General features: G+C 56.3%; 20 protein-coding genes. 9 read left to right on the top strand and 11 right to left on the bottom strand.

Annotated elements, in window-relative coordinates:
- Window positions 1-18: 18 nt before the first annotated feature.
- The 7 genes from D888_RS0115475 to D888_RS0115445 all read right to left on the bottom strand — a co-directional run bounded on the left by D888_RS0115475 (window position 19) and on the right by D888_RS0115445 (window position 8,195).
- Window positions 19-717, bottom strand: coding sequence for an ABC transporter ATP-binding protein (locus D888_RS0115475; protein WP_020677481.1), 699 nt, complete (start codon window positions 715-717; stop codon window positions 19-21).
- Window positions 717-1,454, bottom strand: a complete 738-nt coding sequence (locus D888_RS0115470) for an ABC transporter ATP-binding protein (protein ID WP_020677480.1) — start codon at window positions 1,452-1,454, stop codon at window positions 717-719. Before D888_RS0115470 ends, D888_RS0115475 begins: the two co-directional genes overlap by 1 nt.
- A complete protein-coding gene (locus D888_RS21970) occupies window positions 1,420-2,415 on the bottom strand; it encodes a branched-chain amino acid ABC transporter permease (protein ID WP_020677479.1) in 996 nt (331 codons plus the stop codon). The genes D888_RS0115470 and D888_RS21970 overlap by 35 nt, the downstream gene beginning before the upstream one ends.
- An 11-nt stretch (window positions 2,416-2,426) precedes the next feature.
- Window positions 2,427-3,323 carry a branched-chain amino acid ABC transporter permease gene (locus tag D888_RS0115460; RefSeq protein ID WP_020677478.1) on the bottom strand — a complete coding sequence of 299 codons (897 nt, stop codon included), beginning with the start codon at window positions 3,321-3,323 and terminating at the stop codon, window positions 2,427-2,429.
- A gap of 86 nt (window positions 3,324-3,409) precedes the next feature.
- Complete coding sequence (locus tag D888_RS0115455; protein WP_020677477.1) at window positions 3,410-4,627, bottom strand: ABC transporter substrate-binding protein; 1,218 nt, start codon at window positions 4,625-4,627, stop codon at window positions 3,410-3,412.
- A gap of 362 nt (window positions 4,628-4,989) precedes the next feature.
- Window positions 4,990-7,509, bottom strand: a complete 2,520-nt coding sequence (locus tag D888_RS0115450; protein ID WP_020677476.1) for an ABC transporter permease — start codon at window positions 7,507-7,509, stop codon at window positions 4,990-4,992.
- Window positions 7,506-8,195 (bottom strand): ABC transporter ATP-binding protein, encoded by a 690-nt coding sequence (locus D888_RS0115445; protein WP_020677475.1) that lies wholly within the window; start codon window positions 8,193-8,195, stop codon window positions 7,506-7,508. Before D888_RS0115445 ends, D888_RS0115450 begins: the two co-directional genes overlap by 4 nt.
- Here D888_RS0115445 and D888_RS0115440 point away from each other — a divergent pair.
- Complete coding sequence (locus tag D888_RS0115440; protein ID WP_020677474.1) at window positions 8,194-8,844, top strand: arylesterase; 651 nt, start codon at window positions 8,194-8,196, stop codon at window positions 8,842-8,844. The two genes, D888_RS0115445 and D888_RS0115440, sit on opposite strands and share 2 nt — an antisense overlap.
- Before the next feature lie 10 nt (window positions 8,845-8,854).
- On the top strand, window positions 8,855-9,862 hold the full coding sequence (locus D888_RS0115435; RefSeq protein ID WP_020677473.1) for a hypothetical protein: 1,008 nt from the start codon (window positions 8,855-8,857) through the stop codon (window positions 9,860-9,862).
- 196 nt (window positions 9,863-10,058) lie between these two features.
- Here D888_RS0115435 and D888_RS0115430 read toward each other — a convergent pair whose 3' ends face one another.
- Entirely contained in the window at window positions 10,059-10,373 is a 315-nt protein-coding gene (locus D888_RS0115430; RefSeq protein ID WP_020677472.1) for a c(7)-type cytochrome triheme domain-containing protein, read from the bottom strand.
- A gap of 291 nt (window positions 10,374-10,664) precedes the next feature.
- On the opposite strand from D888_RS0115430, the gene D888_RS0115425 reads away from it, so the two are divergent.
- The 7 genes from D888_RS0115425 to D888_RS23330 all read left to right on the top strand — a co-directional run bounded on the left by D888_RS0115425 (window position 10,665) and on the right by D888_RS23330 (window position 18,168).
- Window positions 10,665-11,000 carry a PilZ domain-containing protein gene (locus tag D888_RS0115425; protein ID WP_026362432.1) on the top strand — a complete coding sequence of 112 codons (336 nt, stop codon included), beginning with the start codon at window positions 10,665-10,667 and terminating at the stop codon, window positions 10,998-11,000.
- A 15-nt stretch (window positions 11,001-11,015) separates the two neighbouring features.
- On the top strand, window positions 11,016-12,413 hold the full coding sequence (locus D888_RS0115420) for a sigma-54 interaction domain-containing protein (RefSeq protein ID WP_020677470.1): 1,398 nt from the start codon (window positions 11,016-11,018) through the stop codon (window positions 12,411-12,413).
- A gap of 273 nt (window positions 12,414-12,686) precedes the next feature.
- A complete protein-coding gene (locus tag D888_RS0115415) occupies window positions 12,687-13,136 on the top strand; it encodes an Hsp20/alpha crystallin family protein (RefSeq protein ID WP_026362431.1) in 450 nt (149 codons plus the stop codon).
- A 40-nt stretch (window positions 13,137-13,176) separates the two neighbouring features.
- The gene (locus D888_RS0115410; RefSeq protein WP_020677468.1) at window positions 13,177-13,563 is read left to right on the top strand and encodes an Hsp20/alpha crystallin family protein; all 387 of its coding nucleotides are present in this window, start codon (window positions 13,177-13,179) and stop codon (window positions 13,561-13,563) included.
- 63 nt (window positions 13,564-13,626) lie between these two features.
- Window positions 13,627-16,239: an ATP-dependent chaperone ClpB gene (clpB, locus tag D888_RS0115405; protein WP_020677467.1), complete on the top strand. Its 2,613-nt coding sequence runs from the start codon at window positions 13,627-13,629 to the stop codon at window positions 16,237-16,239.
- A 93-nt stretch (window positions 16,240-16,332) separates the two neighbouring features.
- Complete coding sequence (locus D888_RS0115400; protein WP_020677466.1) at window positions 16,333-16,608, top strand: thioredoxin family protein; 276 nt, start codon at window positions 16,333-16,335, stop codon at window positions 16,606-16,608.
- Between the two features lie 192 nt (window positions 16,609-16,800).
- Window positions 16,801-18,168, top strand: coding sequence for a response regulator (locus D888_RS23330; RefSeq protein WP_020677465.1), 1,368 nt, complete (start codon window positions 16,801-16,803; stop codon window positions 18,166-18,168).
- Here D888_RS23330 and D888_RS0115390 read toward each other — a convergent pair.
- Genes D888_RS0115390 through D888_RS23325 form a run of 3 tightly spaced genes read right to left on the bottom strand, consistent with a single transcriptional unit; the run spans window position 18,161 to window position 21,709 of the window.
- A complete protein-coding gene (locus tag D888_RS0115390; protein WP_020677464.1) occupies window positions 18,161-19,999 on the bottom strand; it encodes a B12-binding domain-containing radical SAM protein in 1,839 nt (612 codons plus the stop codon). The genes D888_RS23330 and D888_RS0115390 overlap by 8 nt on opposite strands.
- A complete protein-coding gene (locus D888_RS0115385; RefSeq protein ID WP_020677463.1) occupies window positions 19,996-21,099 on the bottom strand; it encodes a patatin-like phospholipase family protein in 1,104 nt (367 codons plus the stop codon). The genes D888_RS0115390 and D888_RS0115385 overlap by 4 nt, the downstream gene beginning before the upstream one ends.
- A 40-nt stretch (window positions 21,100-21,139) precedes the next feature.
- A complete protein-coding gene (locus tag D888_RS23325; RefSeq protein ID WP_020677462.1) occupies window positions 21,140-21,709 on the bottom strand; it encodes an MXAN_5187 C-terminal domain-containing protein in 570 nt (189 codons plus the stop codon).
- Window positions 21,710-21,825 lie beyond the last annotated feature (116 nt).

Here is a 21,825-nt window from a genome sequence, read left to right as displayed (position 1 = left end):
AGCAATGCTAAAAAGTTTTCAAACCAGAAGATACTTGTGGCGGATGGCCTCGTTCTGACGAAGATCTTCAATACTACCCTGGTAGCGGATATGGCCGTTGTCGATGATATAAGCACGATCGCTCAGGCGCAAGGCGACGACCTGGTTCTGCTCGGCCAGCAGGACCGAGAGACCACTAGCCTTGAGCTCCAGAATTTTTTCTTCGAGCATCTCGACGATGATCGGCGCCAGTCCTTCCGTAGGTTCATCCAGGAGCAGCAGATCGGGGTTGGTGATCAGGGCGCGCCCGATGGTGAGCATCTGCTGCTCGCCACCGCTGAGGACACCGGCTCTGCGGCCGTCGAGGTCGCGCAGGGCAGGGAAAAAAGCGTAGACCCTCTCCTTATCCCAGCCAGCGCTGCCCTGAGAGGGTCGGGCGGATATTTCAAGATTCTCGCCCACGCTCAGATCCGCAAAGACCCTGCGATCATCGGGGACAAACCCCATGCCCCGGCGGCACATCTGGTAGGGCGGCAGGCCGGTCACGCGGTCCCCCTTGAAGATGATTTCACCCTGCCTGGGCGGCGTCAGCCCCATGATACTTTTCATGGTGGTACTCTTACCCGCACCGTTACGCCCCAGAAGGCAGACGATCTCGCCTTTGTGCACGTTGAGTGAGACATCGAAGAGAATATGGCTCAGTCCGTAATAGCTGTTGATCTCCCTGACTTCCAGCATCAGTTCTGGCCTCCCAGGTAAGCCTTCTTGACCTGTGGATCGTTGCGTACCTGATCCGGCGTCCCCTGGGTAATGGTGCTCCCCTGCTGCATGACCATTATTCGATCGGAAAAGGAAAATACCAGCTCCACATCGTGTTCGCAGAACAAAATGGTCAGGCCCCTCTCGCTCGACAGGCGCTTCATGAGATCTATGGTTGTCGCTGTCTCCTCCCCGGACATCCCTGCCGTGGGTTCATCCAGGATCAGTAGTTGGGGATCGCTGCCCAAAGAGATGGCCATCTCCAGGACCTTTTGATCGCCGTGAGAGAGCAGGCCGCAGATTCTGTCGCGCTTGTCGCTGAGGCCCATGGCTTCGAGGATAGTCAGCGTTTCTTTCACCGCGATGTTCCGGGCCGGGGTAAACAGGTTCGCGGTTTTTCCTATCCGGCTTATGACCGCGGTCTGGACGTTCTCAAATACGCTCATGCGACTGAAGATCTTCACGATTTGAAACGAGCGGCTCATCCCCCTGTGGCAAAGTTTATGAGACGGCAGACCACGAATATCTTCTCCTTTAAAAAGGATGCTGCCAGCGTCAGGACGTATCTGGCCGCTGACGAGGTTGAACAGGGTCGTCTTCCCGGCGCCGTTGGGACCGATGACCGCCACAACCTCTCCCGGGTTCACCGAGAGGTTGGCGTCCTTCACCGCCTGAAAGCCGTCAAACGATTTTTGTAGAGACCTTATCTGTAGCATGACTGCTCTCCTCGAGCGGTTGGTCAGGGGATCTGGAACGAAACAGATCATTAACAAAACCCAAAACGCCCTTGGGAAGAAAAAATATGGTCAGCATCATCATCAGACCGAGGATGAGGGTCCAGTACTCGGTGTAGTTGCCCGCGACGGTGCGCAGGGAAATGATGAGGAAGGCCCCGAGCATCGGTCCAAAAAAAGTGAACCAGCCTCCCAGAAGACACATGATGAGGATTTCCAGAGACAGGGTCCAGAACAGCAGTCCCGGGAAAACACTCCCCTCCAGGGTGACGAACAGCGAACCGGCGACACCGGCAAAGAATGCGGCGATCATTATAGCAAGGATACGGTGCCAGGTTACGTTAACCCCAATGGCGGCACAGCGCTCCGGGTTGTCGCGGAGGGCCTGGAGAATCCTCCCGAACGGAGATTTGATAAGGATGAACATCAGCAACAGACAGAGGGCGGTGATGATCAGGATGAAATAGTAAGCGGAGGTCGTTCCAGAAATGGCCGCAGGCATGGAGATGCCATGGATGCCATCGTCGCCGCCGGTAAAGTCGTACCAGCGATAGACGATGACCCACAGCAGGGAGCCCAGAGAAAGCTGGAGCATGCCAAAGTGCAGACTGCTCAGGCGAGCACAGATCAGACCGATCACCAGGCCGAACAGGGCCGCGACCAGCGGAGCCGAGGCAAAGGCGACCCAGATCGGCAGGCTTGTCTTGGTCAGGAGCAAGGCGGTCGTATAGGCGCCAACGCCGTAGAAGACGGCGTGATGGAACTGGTACATCCCCCCATAACCAAGAACCAGGTTGAGACTTGTCGCCAGCAGCCCGGTGACCAGGATGACGCTGGCCAGGTAGATGTAAAATCTGGGAGTCACAAAGGGCATGCAAAAAAGGCCGGCCAAAAACAGCGTGACCAGAGGAAGAGACTTTTTGCCAAAGATGCCGAAGATCATGGGATTGTCCCTTACCAGATCGATTTTAACAGCCCCTTGGGGCGGAAGATGAGGACAGTGATCACGGCGAGATAGGGGAAGACGATGCCGAACTGGGGTGCCACCAGAATGCCGATGGCATCGGTGAGACCAAAGATGACCGCCCCCAGCAGAGCCCCCCAGACATTGCCGAGACCGCCGATAATGACGATAAGGAAGATCTCAATGATGATGGAGTGATCCATCCCCTGGGTTATGTTCTGCGTCGGAGCCACCAGGGCCCCGCCGATCCCCGCAAGGTAACAGCCGATAACGAATACGGCCGCATAGACCAGATTAACGTTAACCCCCACCGCTCCGACCATTTCACGATCCACTGCCGCGGCGCGCGAAATCTTGCCCAGCAGAGTCCGGTTGGTCAGATACCAGAGCCCTGCGGCGAAAAGCGGCCCCAAAAGGAGCAGAAATAGATTGTAACGCGGGAAAGGCATCCCCAACAGCAGGTAGGACCCCTGAAATATCTCAGGGACAGCTAAAGAACGGTAGTCAGAGCCCCAGATCATTTTGACCAGATCGGCGAAAACCAGGGAAAAAGAAAAGGTGAAAAGCAGCATCATCAAGTGGTCGCGTTTATACAGAAACCGAAACAGGCCCTGCTCCATAATCAGCCCAATCAGGGCCACGGCCAGCGGTGCCAGTAGCAGCGCCACCCAGAAACCCAGACTGCTCTGCGAAAACGCTGTGGCAATCGAGTAGGTCGTGAAGGCGCCGATCATATAGAGCGAGCCGTGGGCCAGGTTCGGAATGCGCAGGACTCCCAGAATCAAGGTGAGTCCCGAGGCGACAATAAACAAGATGGTCGCTTTGCTCAGACCAACCAGAATTTGGATACAGAGGACCGAAAAAGATAGACCGGTAAACAGTTCCATGAGTCTTTCTTTGCGTGCAGGAAAATGAGAAAACGAAGCGATTGACGAAAGGTGGAGGCAGCGTGCCTCCACCTTTCCTTGTGCGTTCAGTGTTGGCGAGCCTTGCGAATTTCATCCAGCGAAGGCATGGTTTCTTCAGCGGGTATGGTGACGATATCTTTGGCAATAAGGACCGATTGACCTGCGGCCTTGGTTGTCACTCCCATGAACATGGGGAGCATGACCTGATGATCTTCGGCCCGCATCGTCACCTTGCCCACCGGGGAGTCAACACTCAGCCCCTCCAGCGCGTTGATAAACTTCTCAGTGTCGATCGCACCAGCCTTCGTGTAAGCCCGGGAGATGAACTGAGCCGTAATATAACCATATAAGGCGCCCACTGCGGGAGTGCGGCCATAAGCCTTTTCGAACTCGGCGACAAAAGCACGGTTTTCAGCGGTATCGGGGTAATAGCTGTGATAGTTGGCCGTTCCGATAACCCCCTCGGGAGCGTTGAGTCCCAGCGGTTTAAGGGTCGAAATCTCCGTGGCCGTATGCATGTAGAAGGGGACCTGTTTGTTGAAACCTGTGGCCTGAGCCGCCTTCAGGAACGGCACACAATCGCGTCCGCCGGTAGCGACGATGACTGCATCGGGCTTCTGCGCCAGAATTGCGGTGATGTAGGGGGTGAAGTCAGGTTCCCCGACTTTCCACCAGGATTGGCCGAGCAGCTTGACGCCGGGCTTGAGTTTTTTGAGATTTTCCCAGACGCCGTCCGCGACAGCATGGCCGTACTCGTAATCATCCCCGGCGATCCAGTAGCTGGTATAAGGCCTCTTGGCCAGCCCCTCTGCCGCTGCCTTGCCAATCATGGCCGTATTCTCGTTCATGGAGAATACATAGCGATGCCCATTCTCTCCGGTAATTTTTGCGCTTTTGGCGAAGGTGGCCAAAAAAGGAATTTTTTCTTGTTTGGCAAAGTCCGAGATTGCTAAGGCCAGGGAGCTGTTGATTGTCCCCATGAGAATATCCACATTCTCTCGCATCACCAGTTCTTTGGCAGCACTCAGCCCGAGACCAACTTTAAATTTGCTGTCACGGGTGAAAAACTCAAGCTGCCGGCCCAAAATTCCACCCGCGGCGTTGATTTTCTCCGCAGCCAGGGCAAAGGCGTCTCGCACATCGTTGGTGTAGGTACTGGCGGGACCGCTGTAGGTATCGACAATGCCGACCTTGATCGTTTTGGCGGCAAAAGCGCTTGATACTGTCAGCAGGGAACAACCGACGAGGGCCGCCAGACAGAAAAACTTCAATGATTTTTTCATGGAAACTTGTCTCCTTTTTAATCGAGTGAAGATTGAAAAACAAAAAAATCCAGGAAGAACGGAGCTAGCGACAGTCAAGTAAAGGTCCAGATTTTATATTTTAAGGTTGATTGACCTTGTGCTTAATTCCTATAGCCCTGCAAGCTGAATGTCAAGATATAAAACGATGTTATTCGGAACTCTATTCCGCAGTGTGGAATAGAGTTCTCGTTGATTGTGCAAGAATGTTCCGGGCTGCAATTTTTAAGAGTTTATCACATTGATTAAAATAGAGTTTTATTCTCAAGGGTGGCAGGGTATGGCGAAATCTAATTTTGCATCGCGAAATTAGATAGCTCCGTATTTTTCGCCTCCCCGCCGCTTTATTCATCGCGTAGATAGATCGCCGGCTTCTGCCCAAGGGCCTTCCAGGTCCCGGCCAGACCGAGGAGCAGGGTCAGGGTGATGCCGGTCAGCAGGGTAGCGATGCTGACCAGCGGGTGCAGGTGAAAGGGGACATCCATCGGACCTTTCAGGATGGCGAGTGCGGCGAGGCTGCCGACGAGGGCACTGATGGCGCCGGCGGCGAGGCCGAGGATCGCGAATTCGGCGGCGAAGGCGAGCAGAATGTCGCCCCGGGTTGCGCCGCAGACCTTGAAGATGACGGCATCGTGGATGCGTCGGTGCTGATCAGCCGAAATTGCTCCGGCCAGAACCAGAAAGCCGTTCAGGAGGGTGATCGCAGCCATGCCGTTGAAGGCGCTGCCGATGCGGGCCAGGGTGCGCGAGACGTTGCGCAACAGTTCGCGGGTGCTGATCGCCGAGACGTTGGGGAACTGGCCGGTGATGGCGCGAAAGAGTTCATTCTCTCCGGCGGGAGCCACATGCACTGCGGCCAGATGGGTTTGGGGAGCGCCTTCCAGTACCCCGGGGGAAAAGAGGATGGCGAAGTTCAGCTCCAGGCTTGACCAGTCGATAGTCCTGAGACTGGAAATTTCAGCCGTGATGCTGCGGCCAAGGACATTGACGGTCAGGCTGTCACCAATCTGTACGTGGAATCCCTTGGCCAGATCCGCACTGAGCGAGATCTTCGGCGCTCCTTTGTAGCCGGGCGGCCACCATTTCCCTGCGTCCAGGCGTGAGCCTGCCGGCAGTTTGTCCGCGTAACTCAAGAATCGGTCACCACGCACCGCCCACTGCACGTTCGACGCGATCTTCGCCTGCTCCACCGGGATCCCCTTGATCGCCGTGATGCGTCCGCGCAGGGTCGGGTAGCGCTCAACTTTTGTCACCAGGGGCATGCTGGCGAGCCGCTGATCGAAGGCGGCAACCTGATCGGGCTGGATATCGAGAAAGAAGAAGGCTGGAGCTTCTTCCGGCAGGCTGTCATTGACCATATCACCGAGATTGGCCTGAACCAGCGCGATCATCACCAGCGCGGTGAGGCCGAGCCCGAGGGAGAAGAGCACGCTGGTCGCCGGCGAGCCGCGGCGGTGGATGTTGGCCAGGCCGAGACGCAAGGCAGGTTGCGTGGGGCTTGGCAGGCGTCTGGCGAGACGAATCACTCCCATCGCCAACAGGCGGAAGATGATAAAGCAGATGCCACCGCCGAGAATAAAGCCGCCGGCGATGCGCTGATCCTCGCTGCTGAAAAACGCGAGGGCGGCCAGCAACAGGCCGATCACGGTGATACTCAACCAGATCGCTCGGCCAGGGCTGGTTCGCCCGCCTGGGGCGTACCCGCGAAACAGCACCGCTGGCGGCACGCGCCGCGCGATGCCGAGCTCTTTGAGCGAAAAGAGTAACGCAATCAGCAGCCCGAAGAGCGCGGCCCGCAGCAGCACCAACGGGAAGAGTGCGGGTTGCAGCGGGATGGGCAGTTGACTCCCCCATAACAGCCCGATAAGCCAGGGGAGGGTCGCCCCCGCAGCGAGCCCGGCCCCGGCACCGATTCCGCCAAGAAACAGAATCTGTAGCAGGTAGGTGGTGAAGATTACCCGGCTTGAAGCGCCAAGGCACTTGAGCGTCGCAATGTGCATCACCTTGGCGTTAAGGTAGCCGCGTACGGCGCCGGCCACGCCGAGACCACCAAGGAGCAGGGCACAAAGGCCGAGCAGGCTGAGGTTGGTGTCCATCCGGTCGAGGAGGTGGCGGACTCGCGGCGCGGCCTTGCGCCAAGTCTGCAGCCGCCAGCCGGCCTCGGGATAGGTCTGCTGAAGTTCGGCAACGACCTGTTCGGCCCGGTTCGGATCGGCAAGTTTCAATCGGGTGAGATATGTAACCAGGCTGCCGGGGCGAATCAGACCGGTGGTGTCGAGGGTTGCGCGACTGATCAGCAGACGCGGGCCGAGATAAAAGGCTCTTATGGCGCGATCCGGTTCATTCTTAATGATTCCGCGGATCTGCAATCGGGCGTCGCCGAGTTGCAGCGCATCTCCAACCTTGAGATGAAGACGCTCGAGGAGGGCGGCTTCGACCAGGGCACCCTGACGGGCCAGCGCCTGTGAGGTAGGCTGCAGCGGTTCAATCTCGAGACGACCGTAGAGCGGATAGTGGTTATCGACCGCTTTCAGTTCGACCAGGACGTGTTCTTTGGTGTGCGGATTTCCGGCCATGCTGCGCATCTCGATCACGTCTGATCTCAACCCCCGGGCGTCCAGAAAGTGCTGTTGGGCCTCAGAGAGCGGTTGATACATCCTGTGGATCTCAAGATCGCCGCCAAGCAGACCGCTGGCATCGGCGAGCAGACCCGATTTAGCCGCGGCGGTGAAACTGCCGATACCGCTGATGGCGAAGACGCCAAGGAAGAGGCAGGCGAGGAAGACCCCGAAACCGCGCAGGCCGTTGCGTAGTTCACGGCGTGCGAGGCGCAGGGCCTGGTGCAGAAGGGGCGGCTCGTTCATCGCTCGGCTCCGCCAGGCGCATGCAATCTCCCGTCGGCCATGTGAATGCTGCGACCGCAGCGGCTCGCAAGCTGTTCATCATGGGTCACCAGGACCAGCGTGGTGTTCTGTTCTTTCTGCAGGTTAAACAAAAGCTCCATTACCGTTTGTCCGGTCTCGCGGTCGAGATTGCCGGTCGGTTCATCGGCGAGGATCAACGCCGGACGAGCGACAAAGGCGCGGGCCAGAGCAACCCGCTGCTGCTCGCCGCCGGAGAGTTCACCTGGAAAGTGGGCAAGGCGGGCGCCGAGGCCGGTGGCGCTGAGAGCCTCGGCGGCCAGCTTGAGAGCGTCTGGCTGTCCGGCGAATTCGAGGGGCAGGGCGACATTCTCCAGCGCGGTCATAGTCGGCACCAGATGGAAGGATTGAAAGACGATACCGATGTGTCGGCGGCGAAAACGCGCCAGTTCATCTTCACTGGCCGTACCCAGGTCGAAGCCGGCAACCTCGACCCGACCCGCGCTCGGGCGCTCCAGACCGGACAGGGCCATCAACAGGGTGGTCTTGCCTGCTCCCGAGGGACCGACAATGCTGAGGGTTTCGCCAGCGGCCACCTGCAGGTCAAGACCGCAGAGGATGTTGACCGGCCCGGCGCCACCCACTAGACTAAGATGCAAACCCGCAATTTTTACGATCGGTTCTGACATGCAGACTCCCCGGTTTTTCTGGTTAGGTTTAGCTCTCCTGCTCTTCGTCCATATGGGTTGGGCCAGCGGGCTGCCGCTGCGTATTACGGTGCTCGGTGACAGTCTGACCGCTGGCTACGGCCTGGCGGCGCGCGAGGCCTTCCCGGCGCAGCTCGAACGCGCCCTGCAGAAGGCGGGTTACCGGGTCCTGGTTCAGAACGCCGGGGTCTCCGGCGATACCAGCGCCGGCGGTCTGGCGCGTCTCGACTGGAGTCTGGCCGCGCGCCCCGATCTGATGATCGTCGAACTCGGTGCCAACGATGCCCTGCGTGGTCTCGACCCGGAGCTGACGCACAAGAATCTGGATGCCATCCTTACGCGACTCAAGGCAGCCGGCGTGCCGGCCCTGCTCACCGGGATGAAGGCGCCGCGCAATCTGGGCCCTGATTATTATACCAAGTTCGATCGACTCTACCCCGAACTGGCTGAACGTCATGCGGTTCCATTCTACCCTTTTTTTCTGGAAGGGGTCGCCGGTCGTGCCGAACTGAATCAAGCCGATGGTCTACACCCTAACACCAAAGGGGTGGCGCTGATTGTCGGGAAAATGCTCCCCCTGATCGCAGAGCAGCTGAAACGGCTTAATCTGCGTGGAGCCTCATTGAAATGAGGAGCGCACCTTGGGTCTTTTGCCGACCTCTTCATCCCAGTTTTATGGAAAACTCAGCGATATGAACATCCTCTGGCCAAATAACCTCGCTGCAGTGAGCGCGGTCGAACTGGCCCGACGGCTGGAGAGCCTTACACCCGGTTTTTCCCGATTGTTGTCCGACCGGCAACTCCCGATCGAGTTGAAGACTGAGCTCGCAAGGCTCTATCTACCGCTGGCCTCATGGTTAGCAAAGCAGACGCGGCAGACCCGGCCGTTAATCGTCGGTATCAATGGCGCGCAGGGGAGCGGCAAAACGACCCTTTGTACCTTGCTGGCCTGGTTGTTGGGAGAGGGTTTCGGTTTGCGCTGTTGTGTGCTGTCGCTGGACGATCTCTACCTGACCCGGTCCGAGCGATTGTTGCTGGCCAAAGAGATCCACCCCCTGCTGGAGACTCGCGGGGTGCCGGGGACCCATGATGTCGCACTGGGATTACACCTTCTTGATAGCTTAGGCGCCACGGCAACTGACAGTATTACGCCGATTCCGCGTTTTGATAAGGCCAGTGATGACAGGGTGCCGGAATCTGCCTGGGATCCGTTTCGGGGGCGTCCCGACCTGATCTTGTTTGAGGGCTGGTGTGTCGGCGCGCAGGCCCAGCCGCAAGCAGAGCTGGCGGCAGCGGTAAATGCGCTGGAGCTGGATGAAGATCCTTCCGCCGTCTGGCGCACCTATGTGAACCAGCAGCTGGGGCAAGGTTATCGCGCACTGTTCGATCGGCTCGATCTGTTATTGATGCTGAAGATCCCGAGCTGGGAGATGGTCTATCGCTGGCGGAGTAATCAGGAACGGCTGTTGGCGGCAACCAGCAAAGGTTGCGGGGTGATGGATGCGGCGCAACTACAGCGCTTCATCATGCATTATGAACGTCTGACCCGTTATCAATTGGCAGAGATGCCTGGTCGAGCAGATCTGATTTTTGTCTTAAATCAGGCGCAACGCGTGACTCAGATCATAAAAAAAGCCGCATCAGCTTGAACTGATGCGGCTTTTTTTGAAGCTGTTTGGCTTGGGAGTCTGTCTGACTAACCATGACCTTGCTGCAAATCCGTTTGTCTGGCCCATTTTTCAGCTCCTTTTTGACCCATAGCTATGGCTATGAGCCTGCAAACGAGCTAAAAACTGTTCTCAAACCTCCGAATTTTCACTGCAGTCCGTATAGCCAGACAGTCTCCTAGTGCTTATGGCAGCGGGCACAGTTTTTCTTGGCTTCAAAGGCGCGTTTACCGTTGTGACATTTGCCACAGAGTTCACCGGCGTAGATTTTAGACATGGTGATTTTGACGGTCCCTTGCTTCATCTTGGGGAACATCTCAGGATTGTGGCATTCTTTGCATTTAATCCCGGCTTCGGCGTGTTCTGTGCCGGAGAAGGTCACTTTGCCCATCGGGCTCTTGGTAAACTCAAGGGTTTTTCCTGACGGGACAGCGATTGCCGCTCCGGACATAAAAAACAGACCAGCAACAATCAACAGAATAACCTTTTTCATTTGTGGATCCTTTCTTGTTTCAAGTGCAAATGGAAACGGGCCCGCACTCCCACCTGGGGGTGCTTTCATCCGAAAGAGTAGCCGATCATCAGGATGTCGTCAATAAAACGTGAACTGATTACGCAATCTTTACACCGGGCAGGCTGCACAGTCATTCAGGATCTAAATGCTCCGTCTTGCCCCCATTTCGCGCCATATTTCGGTCATATCCCGGCAAAGAGCTTGATGTTTTGGCCCGCTCCCATTATGGTGGCATATTTTTTATTCAATCTATCGGTGGAGGGATATGTTGTGGCAGAAAAAAGAGATATCGCGCGGAGACGCAAACGAGTCAGGGTTCGTTTTGGCATTGAAACGCCACAAAAAATGGCCTTTACCGATGACCTCTCGTTTGTGGGGCTTTTCATTAAAACGGTCATGCCAGAAAAGCCAGGTACGTTATTGCAGCTCGAAATAACCCTGCCTGATGAAACGCCGGTGCTCTGCTCGGGCCGGATTTGTTGGGCCAAAAGGGTTCCACCCAATATGCTGCGTCTGGTCAACAAGGGAGGGATGGGAGTCCGGATTGTCGACTATATCTCCGGGAAAGAGGCTTATCAGGAATTTGTCGAGAGCCTGCATCGGTGATATCCTTCATCCACTATGAATCGATCCGGATCTCTACAGTCGAATCTTCCTGCGCGCATTCCTGATCTGCTGCTCCAGAAAAATAACGGGTTCTGGCAGATCCGGGAGATTTCGACCCGCCTCTCCACTTTTTGCGAAGCGAGCCCGGAGTCATTGTCCGGCCGTTTTGTTGAACAGGTTTTCCCCAAAAGTTCTCCTTTGTTCCCCCCACTGTTAGATGAAGTAATCTTAAACGGCCATAATTTAACCGGGGTCAAGTTGCGCCTGCTGCCGGGACAGCCGGCATTTTTAGCCGACTTTTACGATTCCGGTCTTGCGCAGGACTATCGCGGTCGACAGGTGCAGGTCCATCTGCGGACGGAGAGTCTCTCCAGCCAACAAGAGTCAGGTTACGCCGGCCTGATCGGTTCGAGTGCGGCGATACGCGAGGTTTTCCGTAAGATCGAGCTGTATGCTGAAACCGAAGCGACGGTTGTGATTACCGGTGAAACCGGCTGCGGCAAAGAGCTGGTCGCCAACGCCCTGCATCGTCAGAGTGCGCGGCAGCAGGGTCCCTTCGCCTCAATCAACTGCAGCGCCATCAGTGAACAGTTACTCGAATCGGAACTCTTCGGGCATGAAAAGGGGGCCTTTACCGGAGCGTTAAGAGCGCACCGCGGCTATTTTGAGCAGGCCGATGGCGGCACCCTGTTTCTCGATGAAATCGGCGACATGCCGCTGCATACCCAGAGTAAACTGCTGCGGGTGCTTGAAGAGGGCCAGCTGCAGCCGGTGGGGAGCGAACGGATTCATACGGTTGACGTGCGGGTCGTGGCGGCGACCCATGTCGCCCTCGAGCAGGCGGTCAGCGACGGCCGCTTTCGTGCCGATCTTTATCATCGTCTGGCGGTGTTGCGGATTCACGTTCCTCCCTTGCGTGAGCGCGATGAGGATATCCTGCTTCTGGCGAACCATTTTCTGCACCAGTTCAATCGGCGCTATCAGAAGCAGATCGAACGTTTTACCCCCGAGGCGATGTCGATCCTCAAGGCATATATGTGGCCCGGAAATATCCGTGAATTGCGCAATCTCATTGAGCGTCTGGTGATTGAAACTCAGGCGCCTGCCATCGGTGGCCGCGCGCTGGCAGAATGGGTACGTGAACGTCAGGCTTTTCAGCCCGGCGGCCTGCAAGCGTCATTAAGACCTTCGACCGCGCTGGTTCCTGTCGCGTCTCACCCCGAAAAGCACAGGGTCATCGATATTGATCTTCTGCCTGAGATTTCCCCCGCCCTTGACCAAACCCGGTTGCGCCAGGCTTTTTTGCAGGCCGAAGGGAATATTGCCGCGGCTGCCCGGTTGCTCGGCATTCATCGTGCGACCTTCTATCGTCATCTGTCCCGTCTGGGACTTTCCCGCCAAGACCTCTCCTAGGAGACTGTCGGATTATACGGATTTGCAGCCAGTTCATGGATAGTCCGACAGCCTCCTAAGTAACTTTCCCCTGCGACGTCGCAGCTGTTGCAGGGGCTCGTCTCCTTGCAACAGTTGCGACGTCGCAGGCCTGATTAAGTCGAAAACCTAAATATTTAACATATTGAAATAACAGAGTTTTTTATTTTTCCCCTGGTTGGTATGACCCTTGATATCTATTGGTATCATCAACAGGCCACCGCGGTGGTTAAACCAACAAAGGAGGAACAAATTATGATGAACTGGAATCTGTTTAGAGAGATGGATAACCTGCGCCGCGAAATGGATACAATCTTTGGCGGGCTGCCTCTGGAGAATGAGGAGCACAGCGCCTTTTTACCCGGGATCGGGACCCGCCGTTTTCCGCGGCTCAATCTGAGTGAGGATGCGAACAGTTTTTATCTGGCAGCCTTAATCCCGGGGGTTGACGCCAAGTCGCTTGATATTAGCCTGACCGGGAGTACCCTGAGTATAAGCGGCGAACGGCTGGTTGAAAAACTTGAGGGTGCGCATTGGCAGCGTCAGGAACGCGGCCACGGCAAATTTGTCCGTACCCTTGAACTTCCGCTGGATGTCGATAATGACAAGATCGGCGCTGAATATGTGGATGGCGTCTTGCGTGTGATCTTGCCCAAGGCCGAATCTGCAAAACCGAAGCGGATCTCAATTAAGGCCGGAAACTAAACGAACAGACAGCTTTCACCGAATATAAAGGAGAATTAAAATGAGTGACAAGAGCATTGTCTCATCCGAAACCAAAGATGCTAAACTTGAATTACGCCAGAATTACGTGACTCCGGCGGTCGATATCTACGAGCTGGATGGCGGCTTGACGCTGGTGGCCGATATGCCTGGTGTCACCTCTGATAAGTTACAGATTAATATTGATCAGGGGATCCTCTCCATCGAGGCTCAGGCCCGGATCGAGCAGCAGGGAGACCGACTCTTTCAGGAGTTTTCACCCTCCGGCTATTATCGCCAGTTCCGTTTGCCGGAACATATCGATCTGAACAAGGTTGATGCTCAGCTCGCAAACGGTGTCCTGACCTTGAAAATGTCAAAGGCGGCCACGGCCTTGCCGAAGCGCATTGAGGTAAAAACCGTCCATTGAGATTGTCCATTTTGGGGGGAGGCTGTTCCTCCCCCTGCTTCTTTCTAACGTCGAGGAAAAACGATGAAGCTTGATCGACTCACGATTAAAAGCCAGGAAGCATTGCAGTCAGCCCAGAATATGGCGGTTGAATACGGCCATGCTGATACGACGCAGGAGCATCTGCTGGTGGCCCTGTTGCAGCCGGAAGGGCTGGTGCCGCGTCTTCTTCAGTCGCTGAATGTGAATCCTGATGAACTTCGCGTTCTCCTCGAAAGACACCTGGCGCAGCAGGCGCGGGTATCCGGGCCGGGCGCTGCCGCTGGGCAGGCCTACGCCAACCGGGGTTTGCAGCAGCTGCTCATCCAGGCGGAGAAAGAAGCTGCGACCCTGAAGGACAGCTATGTCAGTGTGGAGCATCTGTTGTTGGCCGCGGTGTCTGCCAGCAACGATTCTCCGGCGCAACGCTGGTTTCACCAGAATAAGGTCGATCATTCCAGGGTGCTTGAAGCTCTGTCCAAGGTTCGAGGGCACCAGCGCGTTGAAAGCGCTGATCCCGAGGCGTCTTACGAGGCGCTGCAGAAGTATGGTCGTGATCTGGTTGAAGCGGTAAAGGCGGGGAATGTTGATCCGGTCATCGGTCGTGATGAAGAGATCCGTCGCACCATCCGCATCCTGTCGCGCAAAACTAAAAATAACCCTGTCCTGATCGGTGAGCCAGGAGTCGGCAAGACCGCGATCGCCGAAGGACTGGCACAACGGATCGTCAAAGGGGACGTCCCCGAGGGGCTCAAAAATAAAACGATCTTCTCCCTCGACCTGGGGGCGCTGGTCGCCGGAGCCAAGTTTCGTGGTGAATTTGAAGAGCGGCTCAAGGCTGTGCTCAAGGAGATTCGCGAGAGTAACGGGCGGATTCTGCTCTTTATTGATGAACTGCACACCATTGTCGGAGCTGGCAAGACTGAAGGTGCGATGGACGCCGGCAACATGCTCAAGCCAATGCTGGCGCGTGGGGAGTTGCACTGTATCGGTGCGACGACCCTGGATGAATATCGCAAATATATTGAGAAAGATGCCGCTCTTGAACGTCGGTTTCAGCCGGTCATGGTTGAACAGCCGACGGTTGAGGACAGTATCAGTATTTTACGCGGGTTGAAGGAGCGCTATGAGCTCTTTCACGGGGTGCGGATTCAGGACAACGCCCTGGTCGCTGCCGCGCAGTTGAGTGAACGCTATATCAGTGATCGATTTTTACCGGACAAGGCGATCGACCTGGTGGACGAGGCCTGTGCCCGGATTCGCACCGAGATTGATTCGATGCCATCCGAGCTGGATGCGATTTCCCGCCGAGTGCGCCAGCTTGAGATTGAGGAGGCAGCCTTAAAGGGCGAAAAAGCCGCCGCCAGTAAGGAGCGTCTGGCTGTCTTGCGTCGTGAACTGGCAGATCTGAAAGAGCAGGAGTCTTTACTCTCGGCCCGCTGGCAACAGGAGAAGGGGGGGCTGGAGCAGAGTCAGCAACTGCGCGAAGCGATCGAACAGGCGCGCCTTGAACTGGAAGAGGCCGAACGCAATTATGATCTGCAACGGGCTGCAGAGCTCAAGCATGGTCGCTTGCCCGATCTCGAACGGCAGCTCAAGGCACGGGAAGAGCACCCTGCAACCGAAGAACAGGCGGGGCGTTTGTTACGTGAAGAGGTGACCGAAGAGGAGATCGCCCAGATCGTCGCCCAGTGGACTGGCATTCCGGTGGCCCGCATGATCCTGAGCGATAAAGAGAAGCTCGGTCGACTCGACCAGCAGCTTCATCAGCGTGTGGTCGGCCAGGATGAAGCGGTCCAGCGCGTGACCGATGCGATCATCCGCGCCCGCGCCGGGATCAAGGACCCGCGCCGTCCGATCGGTTCCTTCCTGTTTTTGGGCCCGACCGGGGTCGGCAAGACGGAATTGGGCAAGGCGCTCGCCGAAGCGCTGTTTGACAGTGAAGAGAATCTGGTCCGGATCGACATGTCGGAATATATGGAGAAACATGCGGTCAGCCGCCTGATCGGCGCACCTCCCGGCTACGTCGGTTACGAGGAAGGGGGCCAGTTGACGGAAGCAGTGCGGCGTAAGCCCTACGCGGTAATCCTGTTTGATGAGATTGAAAAAGCACATCCCGAAGTTTTCAATCTGCTGCTGCAGATTCTGGATGATGGCCGGGTGACTGACGCCCAGGGACGGACGGTTAATTTTAAGCAGACCGTGATTATCATGACCTCGAATATTGGCTCGCAGCGCCTGCTTGAAGAGATCGGCGCCGATGGCTCCCTTGCGGAGGCCACACGTGAGGCGATTGAGGGGGAGTTGCATCTGCACTTCCGGCCGGAGTTTTTAAACCGGATTGATGACACCCTGATTTTCCTGCCGTTGCGGCGCGAGGAGATTCTGCAAATTACCGATCTGCTTGTCGCCCAGCTCGCTCAGCGTCTGGTGGAGCACGGTCTGACCCTGGAGCTGACCAAAGAGGCCAGGCAGCTGATTGCTGAGGCTTCCTATGATCCTCTCTATGGCGCCCGTCCCCTGAAACGTTATATCCAGAGAGAGCTTGAGACGCTCCTGGCCCGCCGCATGATCACCGCTGAGTTGTCGCCTGGCAGTCGACTGCTGGTTGGTGTGGTGGACGGCAGGTTGAAGGTGGATGTGGTGAGTGAAAAATAAGCAGGCATTTTTATGCTTGATTTCCACAAAAGGGAGTGTATATTAAACTTAAATGGTCATCAATAAGGGCTCGTCTTCCCATAGGGGGTCATCATGCGTATAGATATTCTCTGCAAACCTGACAATCATGGTCGATGTGAAGGGACCGTAAGCAATGTACGCGCGGCGTTGGATAGACTTGGGGTTGAAGCTGAGGTTCATCAGTTTCAGGACACCCGCAAGCTTATCGATAATCGCATCTATGTTGGTCCCGCATTATTGATCGATGATCAGCTCCGCATAGCCGGTCGTATTCCGGATGTCGACGAGATTGTCGAATTTCTGGCTGAGCGGCCCCGCTACCTGAAAGAGGTCGCCGAGGTCGAATAGTTCTGCAATCCATACCTGTAAACAAGTAACGCCCCGTCTATCCCTAGACGGGGCGTTACTTGTTTACAGGCTGCCGGGAGGCTGCTGAAGATTCAGGTCAAGGGGTCATCAAGGCATGAGTCTCAGTTTACTTTTGGACGTCGCTGGGGTATTGTCTATGGCTAAACTCAACAACAGGGGAAGTTAACAGACATGGCGAAAATCCTACTGGTTGATGATGTCGACCTGTTCCTTGAACTTGAGCGCTCCTATCTTGAAGGGCTGGGGTATGATCTGGTGACTGCGTCCTCCGGTGAGGAGACGCTGGCGCGGATTGAGCGGGTCGAACCCGATATCCTGTTGCTCGATTTCTACATGCCGGGGATCGACGGTGACGAGGTCTGTGCCACGCTGCGCAAGAACCCCCGCTGGCAGAATCTGCCGATCATCATGGTGACTGCTGCAGGAAAACCTGAAGAGGTTCAGCGCTGCCTTCTCTCCGGGTGTGATGATTACATCACCAAGCCGGTGAACAAGCAGGAGCTGCGCGAGAAGGTCAAGCGCTTGCTGGGTCTGGTTCACCGTCGCACGGTCGATCGGGTGCCGCTTGAGTTATCAGTCAATCTTAAAGGGGCAGGCCAGGAACAACAGCTGAAAACCCGGGATGTCTCGCATAACGGAGTCTATCTTAAGACTGAGACTCTCTTGCCCGAAAACAGCATGGTTGAGCTCTCAATCAAACTGTCTGATGAGAAAACCCTCGACCTGTTCGGTAAGGTCAAGCGCATCGAACAGGATGGTGAGAAGGGTCTCGGTGTCTATCTGGTCAATCCTGATGCCAAGGATCAGAAGGATATCGACAATCTGATCCGCCAGGGGATGGTTAATCTCCGCGCGGGATCAGGCGGAGATGTCAACCTGCATCAACGCATGCTGGCGCTCGAGCGAGAATGCGCCCGCATGCGTTCAGAGCAGGAAGATAATCAGCGGCGCATCGGTGAACTCGAAGAGGAGAACCTTGAATTCGCCAATCAGCTGGTGCAGGTCGAGGACGTCAACAACAATCTGACCAATCTGTATATTGCTTCCTCCCGACTGCATTCGACCCTTGATCGCAAAGAGACGCTCGAAATTATCAAAGAGGTTGTGATCAACTTTGTCGGTGCTGAAAAATTTGCTGTGTTCATCCATGATGAAGCGGAGAATACTCTGAGCTTCGAAACCGGTGAAGGGTTCGAGGATGATCAGCAAATCCCCGAAATAAAGGTGGGTGAAGGTCTGTTGGGCGGAGTCGCCGAACGCTGCGAAAACTACTTCGGCACAGATATGGCCGGCCAGGGATCGGACGATCCTTTGGCGCCCCTGGTCGCAATTCCGTTGATGATACAAGGGGAGTTGCTCGGACTGCTGGCGATCTACCGGCTCTTTATTCAGAAAGAAGAGCTCGCCTCCATCGACTATCAACTGTTTTCAATGCTGGGTGATCACGCTGCGACGGCGCTCTTTTCTTCGACCCTCTATGGCCGTTCCGAGCGGAAGCGTCAGACCTATCAGGGCTTTATGGATCTGCTGCTCAAGTAGGGGCAGCCACCAGCAGCCCCTCCTGTAAGGCAAAGGGCAAGAGCTCTTCGGCGGCTGCGGTCGGCAGGCCGGCGAGCAGCTGCTGACGGGTTCTGGCTGTCTGAGCGCGGCCCAGCAGTTCGGCGAATTCTTCCGTCAGTACTTCGGTAAAAACCTGATTTCCCCGTCGAATCATCAGGCCCCGGGTCGGAGTCTGTTCGACCAGCTTCCCCCAGCGCTTTAAATCGATCGCTTCTGTCTCAAGCGCGCCCAATATGTCGCAACGCAGTTCAATCAGACAAACCCCCGCAGCAAGGTGCAAGCGTTGTCCCGCCGTGATCTTGCCTGCAGCCGGCAGCGTTTCGGGACCGAGTAAGGTTTCGGCGTAACGGTAGTGGTACTCCAGAATATCTGCGACCAGTGGCACGTAGTTCGGTTGTCCTGCGGCATAAAGACGTTGCTGCAGAAAATCCTGCTGCAGCTGCAGAATCTCTTGCGGTTTAAACTTCTCTCGGGAGAGGAGGGCTTCTTCCCCGCCCTTGTTCTCTTTGACCCAGTCCCTGAAGTCTTCCAGTAACCTCAGTGGTGAAACGCGCAGTGACTCACAAAGCGGGAGCATAAAGCCGACGGCGCGGCCGAAATTGTAAAAGATGTCGGCGGCGGCGGCGAGCAGGCTGCAGTCATGCATTGCAGCTGGCGAGAAATCGGGACTCTGGCGCAGCAAATAGGGGGGCTGAGCGTCAGCCTTCAGCCCGAGTTCCTGCTGTTGTTCAAACAACCGGGTTCCCGGCAGGACGGCAAGGGGGAAGATGTCGACCTGATTGGGGCGGTAAGAGAGGGCACGATTCAGGCTGGCGCAGAAGCCCGCATAGCTGTCCCCGGGGAGACCATAGATCAGGTCGAGGCCGAAAGTCAGTCCCGAGTCAGCGAGTTTTTCGACGCCGGCCCAAAATTTTAACGGGTCGATTTTACGGTTGAGCCCGGCAAGGACCCCATCGTCCGCCGATTGCAATCCCAGCTGAACGGAACAGGAGAGCTGACTTAAGAGGTCGATGGTCTGGTCGTCGATAAACTCAGCCTTGGCTTCGAGGTGATAGTGCAGCTGCGGGCCTTTTTCGAGCAGTAGTTGCAGCAATGTGTGGCCCCGCCTGGGCGGTGCGTTGAAGGTTGAATCGAGCACCCAGACCTGTTCCGCACTATTGAGGCTGAAGCTCTCGAGCTCAGCGGCCAGGCGCGCAAGCGGCAAGGGTCTGACCCCGGCCATCCCTTTGGCGTCGTAGCAGAAATCACATCGAAACGGACAGCCGCGCGCCACCTCCCAAAGGACGCCACCCTCGGCCGGACGCAGGGTTTGGCTGAGCCAGGGGGATTTGAGCCGTGTGACATCGCAACTGCAGGCGGCAGGGAGGGGCTGTCGGGCCGACAGGGAGAGGCCGGCAATCCCGGTGAGATTGCTCTTTTGCGACAGGCGTTCGACCAGCAGGGCAAAGCTCTCTTCCCCTTCGCCACGCAACAGCGCATCAAACAGGCCGGTGGCGAGCAGGCGGGTGCTGTCGGCGCTGGCCTCGGGGCCTCCAGCCAGAAGAAATGGCGGCTTCTGCGCGGTTTTGAGTGCGGCGGCCAGGTCGAGGAGCTGTTGCCGATTCCACAGATAGAAGGAGAAGGCGATCAGGTCGGCCCGGGCGTTACGGATCTCTTTCAACATCTGTGGCAGCGGTTGTTGCAGGTAGAGATCCAGCAGCTGGGTCTGCTGTTGTACCTTTTCAGGGAGCGCCGCTTTAAGGTTTCCGGCTGCCAGCGCGACCGCCTGTGCCGAGCGCCGGACATGAAGGGACACGATCAGGATTTTCATGGGCCATCAGCCTGCCGAGGGGGAGGGTCGCCGAAATGGCGGTTTGAAATGTTGAAACCATGGCGAGAAAAGATCTTTGCGTAGTGGTCGTATTCGTTTGTCAGGTGATCGAGAGTCGTCTGGTAGCCGTATTCCATCACCATTCGCCGCGATTCAAAGCTCATCGGGCTCTGCAGAAAGAGGAGTGGCTCATCGACCCTCGGTTCAATCAGGATGATGTCGATCTTGGGATGGTCACGGCGGTACCCTTCCAGCGCCAGCGCCAGTCGTTCCCGACCTTCGATGCGCTGCGATTGTTCCCAGACGAAGCTGACCCCCAGTTCTGTAATGCTGGCGCATTTTCCGGATGAGAGCGATGGCAGACAGCTGGTTTGGCGATCGTTGCGAAACGGTACTCGCGGGTTGATGGCAATAACCAGGTCGGCGCCGCGCTCAATGGCCAGATCGATATGTCCGACCCGTCCGGTTGAGCCATCTATGTAATGGCTGTTGCCGATACGGTGCGGCTGGAAAAAGACCGGGATCGCGCAGGATGCGGTGATCGCCTGACAGATATGCTGCGAGCGATAGCCTTCATCGCCAAAGACGATGCGTTCGCCGAGGTCGATGTCGAAAGCGGGGATGTAGAGCTCGGCCGGCAGATTATAAAAGTTGTCGATCAAACCCTCTTTGGCAAAGGAGCGGCACAGGTAACGCTGCATGGGATCGAGCGAAAAAAAACCGGACGGGAACTGTTCCTGCAGGATATAGAGCAGATCGCTGGCACCAAGGTGTTTCTGACGCCGGTAGTAGCGGCTCAGGGAGCGGGCGAAATTCTTAAAAATACGTCCTGTGGCCAGCAGCAGCTCGCGTTTTTTGACGCGGTAGATATCGGAACGCGAGAAGTTGAAGGTACCGGCCTCATCATTGATAATCATTTCGTAAATTTGCGCAGGAGGAACCCGGTTTGCCAGCAGTGACGCGATCACCGATCCGGCGCTGATGCCGATGTAAATGTCAAGCTGGCTGGTCGCACAGCGACCGCGTAACATCTTGTCCAGCGCAGTCAGGCAGCCGATCTCCCAGGCGCCGCCAATGATGCCGCCTCCCATCAGGACCATGGCGGTTTTATGCTTTTTTCTCGTCAGTGAAATCGTAGGCTTACCCCTTTATCAGTCTGGCTTTCACCTGTGGTTTGCCGCTGCTGCTGTCGACTATAAATTCGACCGGGCGGTCGCCAAATTTTTCTTGAACTTTTTGCTTTTGAGTCGTTAGAAATTGCTCAACTTTTTCACGGGTCAAGGCCGCGCCCTGCTGGCCGCATTTTTGGCGCGCGCTCAGCAGCGCTTCAAGGAGTCTGTCGGTCTCTTCGGTAGACGGTTTTTGAGGTTCTGCTGAAGGTACGGCAGGGCCGGCTGGCAGTTTTGGGAGAGTGGGTTTGCGTGACAGGTGACGGTGGTATTTGCCTTCATCCATCAGGCGCAGAATCCGGTCCCAGTATTGTGAATAAGAGTAAAAGCGCGAAGCCAGGCTCTGGTAGCGGAATTTAATGTCAGTCTGGAAAATCGGGCGGGTGGCCAACTGACGGATCCGTTTTGCCAGTTCAGTACGGTTACGTTGGGGTTCGCGTTTCTCGACACCGGCAAAATATTGCTCATAGCGGATCTCCAGCTCTTTCATCTCCTGCTGGATTTCGTTCAGGACCTTTTCGATTTTGCGCCGTTCTTTCATGCGACTACCCTCCGCGAACAGAAACTATACGCGAAGAAGTGAGAAAATGTAAATAAGAACGCGGGATAACACTGCTTTTCGGCTCGGTGTTTCCTTGACTTGCGAGTGCTCAATTC

Source organism: Geopsychrobacter electrodiphilus DSM 16401 (assembly GCF_000384395.1).
Lineage (GTDB): Bacteria > Desulfobacterota > Desulfuromonadia > Desulfuromonadales > Geopsychrobacteraceae > Geopsychrobacter > Geopsychrobacter electrodiphilus.
This window is presented reverse-complemented; position numbering and strand designations above follow the sequence as displayed.

Excerpts from the sequence above, each read along its gene's own strand:
- D888_RS0115445 (WP_020677475.1), bottom strand. The coding sequence starts at position 8,195 with ATGTCAGAACCGATCGTAAAAATTGCGGGTTTGCATCTTAGTCTAGTG.
- D888_RS0115455 (WP_020677477.1), bottom strand. The coding sequence starts at position 4,627 with ATGAAAAAATCATTGAAGTTTTTCTGTCTGGCGGCCCTCGTCGGTTGT.
- D888_RS0115470 (WP_020677480.1), bottom strand. The coding sequence starts at position 1,454 with ATGCTACAGATAAGGTCTCTACAAAAATCGTTTGACGGCTTTCAGGCG.
- D888_RS0115415 (WP_026362431.1), top strand. The coding sequence starts at position 12,687 with ATGATGAACTGGAATCTGTTTAGAGAGATGGATAACCTGCGCCGCGAA.
- D888_RS23325 (WP_020677462.1), bottom strand. The coding sequence starts at position 21,709 with ATGAAAGAACGGCGCAAAATCGAAAAGGTCCTGAACGAAATCCAGCAG.
- D888_RS0115440 (WP_020677474.1), top strand. The coding sequence starts at position 8,194 with ATGCAGACTCCCCGGTTTTTCTGGTTAGGTTTAGCTCTCCTGCTCTTC.
- D888_RS0115410 (WP_020677468.1), top strand. The coding sequence starts at position 13,177 with ATGAGTGACAAGAGCATTGTCTCATCCGAAACCAAAGATGCTAAACTT.
- D888_RS0115400 (WP_020677466.1), top strand. The coding sequence starts at position 16,333 with ATGCGTATAGATATTCTCTGCAAACCTGACAATCATGGTCGATGTGAA.
- D888_RS0115475 (WP_020677481.1), bottom strand. The coding sequence starts at position 717 with ATGCTGGAAGTCAGGGAGATCAACAGCTATTACGGACTGAGCCATATT.
- D888_RS0115390 (WP_020677464.1), bottom strand. The coding sequence starts at position 19,999 with ATGAAAATCCTGATCGTGTCCCTTCATGTCCGGCGCTCGGCACAGGCG.
- clpB (WP_020677467.1), top strand. The coding sequence starts at position 13,627 with ATGAAGCTTGATCGACTCACGATTAAAAGCCAGGAAGCATTGCAGTCA.
- D888_RS0115420 (WP_020677470.1), top strand. The coding sequence starts at position 11,016 with ATGAATCGATCCGGATCTCTACAGTCGAATCTTCCTGCGCGCATTCCT.
- D888_RS0115430 (WP_020677472.1), bottom strand. The coding sequence starts at position 10,373 with ATGAAAAAGGTTATTCTGTTGATTGTTGCTGGTCTGTTTTTTATGTCC.
- D888_RS23330 (WP_020677465.1), top strand. The coding sequence starts at position 16,801 with ATGGCGAAAATCCTACTGGTTGATGATGTCGACCTGTTCCTTGAACTT.
- D888_RS21970 (WP_020677479.1), bottom strand. The coding sequence starts at position 2,415 with ATGATCTTCGGCATCTTTGGCAAAAAGTCTCTTCCTCTGGTCACGCTG.
- D888_RS0115450 (WP_020677476.1), bottom strand. The coding sequence starts at position 7,509 with ATGAACGAGCCGCCCCTTCTGCACCAGGCCCTGCGCCTCGCACGCCGT.
- D888_RS0115460 (WP_020677478.1), bottom strand. The coding sequence starts at position 3,323 with ATGGAACTGTTTACCGGTCTATCTTTTTCGGTCCTCTGTATCCAAATT.
- D888_RS0115385 (WP_020677463.1), bottom strand. The coding sequence starts at position 21,099 with ATGGTCCTGATGGGAGGCGGCATCATTGGCGGCGCCTGGGAGATCGGC.